The organism is Gordonibacter pamelaeae 7-10-1-b (genome assembly GCF_000210055.1).
Classification (GTDB): Bacteria; Actinomycetota; Coriobacteriia; order Coriobacteriales; family Eggerthellaceae; genus Gordonibacter; species Gordonibacter pamelaeae.
In genome coordinates this window covers 126,363-130,745 of record NC_021021.1, presented here as the reverse complement: position 1 = coordinate 130,745, position 4,383 = coordinate 126,363, and the positions used below count along the sequence as shown (strand labels likewise).

Sequence of the window (4,383 nt, the reverse complement as noted above, 5' to 3'; positions counted from 1 at the left end):
CGCTTCCGCGTGCCGCGCTTCTGCGCCATGATGGGAGCGGACATCCCGCGCGCCGACATCGAGGACATCCTGCGCCGCCTGGGCTGCACGGTGGCCGACGATCCGGCGGGCGATGCGGGCGTGCTGGCCGTGGGCGCGCCCACGTTCCGCCCGGACCTCGAGCGCGAGATCGACCTGTACGAGGAGGTGCTGCGCCTGTGGGGCATGGACCGCATCCCGGCCACGCTACCCGGCGGCCCCGGCCGCGTGGGCACGCGCTCGCAGATGGAGCACGTCATGGACACGGTGAACGCCGTCATGCGCGCGAGCGGCCTCAACGAGACGATGACCTACTCGTTCGCCGAGCCGGGCGACCTCGACCGCCTGCGCATGCCGCACGAGGGGCTGGGCGAGCCGGTCGAGCTCATCAACCCCCTCAACGCCGACCAGTCCGTCATGCGCCAGAGCATCGTGCCCGGCCTTTTGCGCAGCGTGGCGTACAACCAGAGCCGCGGCGTGAAGAACGTCCAGCTCTACGAGGCGGGCGCCGTGTTCTTCGCGGCCGAGGGGCGCAAGCAGCCCAAGGAGCGCCGCCGTCTGGCGGGCGTGTTGGCGGGCGCCATGGGCGAGGCGGGCTGGAACGCCGCGCCGGCCCCGTTCGACTTCTTCGACGGCAAGGGCGTCGTCGAGAGCCTGGCGCGCGAGCTGGCGCTGCCGAAGCTGCGCTTCAAGGCGCTCTCCGCCGACGAGGCCCCGCACCTGCAGCCCGGGCGAGCCGCCGTGGTGCTCGCGGGCGGCGCGGAGCTGGGCTGGGTGGGCGAGCTGCACCCGCTGGCCGTGGCCGCCTTCGAGGCGGATGCGCCGGTGGTGGCGTTCGAGCTGGACGTGGAGGCGCTTGCCAAGGCGTCGCGTCCCGCGCGCGACTACCGCGACGTGCCCACGTTCCCGGCCGTGTCCATGGACGTGGCGTTCGTCGTGGACGAGGGCGTTGCGCACGAGAAGCTCGTGCAGTGCATGGCCTCGGCGGGCAGGAAGCTCTTGGAGGACGCGCGCCTGTTCGACGTGTACCGCGACGAGGAGCGCGTGGGCGCGGGCAAGAAGTCGATGGCCTACGCGCTCACGTACCGCGCGGCCGACCGCACGCTCACGAGCGACGAGGTGGACAAGGCTCATGAGCGGTTGGTGAAGAAGGTGTGCGCGGCCACCGGCGCCGAGGTGCGCGGCTAGCCGATCGGCCATAATGGTAGGGTAAGCAAGAGGGACGGGATTCGGGGCCCGTCTGCATCGGGCGACGGGGGAATCCCGTCGCCTGCTGTCTGGGAGGGCAACAGGTGGAAAAGAGCATCGCAGTCGCGACGGACACGAACAGCGGCATCATGCAGGAAGAGGCCGAACGGCTGGGCGTTCACGTGGTGCCCATGCCCTTCGTCGTGGACGGGGAGGAGTGCTTGGAGGGCGTGAACCTGGACGCCGAGCGCTTCTACGAGCGCCAGATCGCGGGCGCCGACATCGTCACGTCGCAGCCGTCCATCGTCGATCTGGGCAAGCGTTGGGCCGAGCTGCTCGAAGCGTACGACGAGGTGGTCTACATCCCCATGTCCAGCGGCCTGTCCGGCTCGTGCGAGACGGCGTGCCAGGTGGCCGCGCACTGCAACGGGCGCGTGCACGTGGTGGACAACCAGCGCATCTCGGTCACGCAGCGCGAGGCGGTGCTCGACGCGCTGCGTTGGATCGGCGAGGGCCGCACGGCGGCCGAGACGTGCGCGCTGCTGGAAAGCACGAAGTTGGACGCCAGCATCTACCTCATGGTGGACACGATGGCCTACCTGCACAAGAGCGGTCGCATCACGCCGGCCGCCGCGGCCATCGGGTCCGTGCTCAAGATCAAGCCGGTGCTCCAGATCCAGGGCGAGAAGCTCGATGCCTTCTCGGTTGCCAAGTCGTTCAAGGCCGCGAAGCGCACCATGGTCAAGGCGCTCTCGCGCGACGTGAGGGAGCGCTTCGGCGGCGTGGACGGCGTGCACCTCTACGTGGCGCATACGAACCGCGACGAGGACGCCCAGGCGTTTGCCGACGAGGTGCGCGCCCACTTCGGCACGGACGACGTCTACGTCGACCGCCTCCCCTTGAGCATCGCCTGCCACGTGGGCCCCGGCGCCCTGGGCATCGGCTGCGCCAAGCGCCAGTTCGCGTAGGGCTGCAGGTTGCCGGCTGCCCTTCTTAACGGGTTTCGCGCATTGGCGCAGGCCGAGGGTTCCTTTTCTGCGGCCTGTCAGCTCGGTGGAGCGTCCGCTGCATCGAAGATGCCGATGGCTTCCAGCAGGCTCTGGTCCTGGGAGGCCAGCACGCCCTCGCGCGTGTAGACGGTGAGCATGTAGGAGGTAAAGCTGTACGCGGCCGATTCTCCCTGCATCTGCTGGCTCCAAGCGCTCAGGCACTACAGGATGCCGGTGCTCCCGGCCGGACAGTTCCCGATGCGGGCGACGATGCGCCGGTCGAAGCGATGGTTCTCTTCCACGGTGCGGGACAGCTCGTCTTCGAGGCCGGCCGCCTCCAGCAGCGAAGCGCATACGGCCTCTGCCTCATCCTCGCCGGCGAGCGGGGCCATGATGCCCATGCCCGCGGCCTGCGGGCGCCTTCCCTCCAGCATGAGCTCGGGCGACGTCTCGCTCCCGCCCACGGTGAAGAACAGGCGCGTCGTGGAGCCGGCGGGTGAGCAGGGCGTTTCGGCGGAAACGCCCTCCCAGGCACCCGTGGGAACTCCCCTCTCGTGCTTGAACCCGAGCCCCTCCAACGTGGAAGGGATCTGGGTCGGGTCGAGCGAGAGGATGGCTTCAAGGTCGTAGGGCGAGCCGACCGAGGCAGGATCGGGGCAGGGCGCTGCTGCCAGGGCTTCGTCGCAGGTGCCCCGCGACGCGGAGAGGCCTTTCCCGGCATCGAGCCCTTGGTCGTGCGCTTCCTCGTCGAATGCATCGGCGGTGAAGGGGATGCTCTCATCGGCGGGCCCTTGCGAGGGGGCGGCGCATCCGGCGATGGCCGTGCAGGCGAGGGCTATCGCCGCGCACCGGGCGATGGTGGTCGGGCGACGCTGGTTCGGCATGGGGCGTCCTTTCCGGTTCGGCCTTTCGGCGCGCCATCGGGGGGACGGCGCCTACCTTCTATACACGATCCAGACGGTCGAATTGTCGGGACTTTCCTTCCGCCCGCTGCCGCTCGCGGCGGTGCGCGGTACAATAGCCCGCGAGCGAAAGGAAACCGCATGTATGACGGAGTGGAGCAGCCCGGTCGCAACGACGTATGCTGGTGCGGCAGCGGGCGCAAGTACAAGAAATGCCACCTGGTCTTCGACGAGCGCCTCGAGCAGCTGTACGAACAGGGGTGCGAGCTGCCCGAGCGCGGGCTGTTGAAGTCGGCGGACGACATCGAGGGCATCAAGCGCAGCGCGGCCATCAACATCGGCGTGCTCGACCACGTGGCTGGGCGCATCGGCGTGGGCACCACGACGGGCGAGATAGACCGCTGGGTGCACGACTACACGGTGGAGCATGGCGGCATCCCGGCCGACCTGGGCTACGAGGGGTATCCGAAGAGCGTGTGCACGTCCGTGAACGACGAGGTCTGCCACGGCATCCCCTCCGACGACGTCGTGCTGCGCGAGGGCGACATCGTGAACGTGGACTGCTCGACCATCCTGGACGGGTACTACTCCGACTCGTCGCGCATGTTCTGCCTGGGCGAGGTGTCCGAGGACCGGCGGCGCCTGGTGGACGAGACGAAGAAGGCGCTGGAGGCCGGTCTGGCTGCCGTGAGGCCGTGGGGCTTCCTGGGCGACGTGGGCGCGGCCGTGAGCGCTCACGCGAAGTCATGCGGCTTCTCGGTGGTGCGCGAGTTCGGCGGCCACGGCATCGGCCTCGACTTCCACGAGGACCCGTTCGTGAGCCATGTGGCCGAGGCGGGTACGGGCATGGTGCTGGTGCCGGGCCTCGTGTTCACCATCGAGCCCATGGTGAACGCCGGCGGCCCCGACATCGACATGGGCGATCCGAACGGCTGGACCGTGCGCACGGCCGACGGCTCCGATACGGCGCAGTGGGAGGTCCAGGTGGCCGTGACCGAGGACGGATACGAGGTGCTGTCCTGGTAGGGACGGCGGTGCGGGGCTAGCGTGCGGAACCGTTTCCCGCCCGTTGACGGGCGGCGGCCTTCCGCGCTTTCCCGGGGCGCACAATCTGCCCATGGAAAAGAACACTCCCAAGGACGCGGGGCGGCAGCGCATAGGGCGCGTTGTCGCGATCGCCGTGATCGCGCTGGTGGCTGCGTCCATCGCCTGGTGGCTGCTCGTGTACGGGCGCGACGTGCTCGCGCTGCTCACCGACGGGCGCCGGGTGCAGGAGCAGGCCGCGC

The 4,383-nt window shown here is 69.5% G+C and carries 5 protein-coding genes; 3 read left to right on the top strand and 2 right to left on the bottom strand.

Annotated elements, in window-relative coordinates; all coding sequences use genetic code 11:
• Positions 1-1,206, top strand: a 1,206-nt coding sequence (locus GPA_RS00555; protein WP_041239870.1) for a phenylalanine--tRNA ligase subunit beta, incomplete at its 5' end; no start/stop codon positions are given.
• A 104-nt stretch (positions 1,207-1,310) separates the two neighbouring features.
• Positions 1,311-2,174 (top strand): DegV family protein, encoded by an 864-nt coding sequence (locus GPA_RS00550; RefSeq protein WP_041238683.1) that lies wholly within the window; start codon positions 1,311-1,313, stop codon positions 2,172-2,174.
• Positions 2,175-2,251: 77 nt separating this feature from the next.
• On the opposite strand, the gene GPA_RS17715 is transcribed toward GPA_RS00550, so the two are convergent.
• Together GPA_RS17715 and GPA_RS00545 are read right to left on the bottom strand one after the other, a co-directional pair.
• Positions 2,252-2,392 (bottom strand): hypothetical protein, encoded by a 141-nt coding sequence (locus GPA_RS17715; RefSeq protein WP_015538646.1) that lies wholly within the window; start codon positions 2,390-2,392, stop codon positions 2,252-2,254.
• A gap of 24 nt (positions 2,393-2,416) precedes the next feature.
• The gene (locus GPA_RS00545) at positions 2,417-3,079 is read right to left on the bottom strand and encodes a hypothetical protein (protein ID WP_015538645.1); all 663 of its coding nucleotides are present in this window, start codon (positions 3,077-3,079) and stop codon (positions 2,417-2,419) included.
• 159 nt (positions 3,080-3,238) lie between these two features.
• Here GPA_RS00545 and GPA_RS00540 point away from each other — a divergent pair, with 159 nt between their 5' ends.
• The gene (locus tag GPA_RS00540; RefSeq protein ID WP_015538644.1) at positions 3,239-4,123 is read left to right on the top strand and encodes a methionyl aminopeptidase; all 885 of its coding nucleotides are present in this window, start codon (positions 3,239-3,241) and stop codon (positions 4,121-4,123) included.
• The last annotated feature ends 260 nt before the right edge of the window (positions 4,124-4,383 follow it).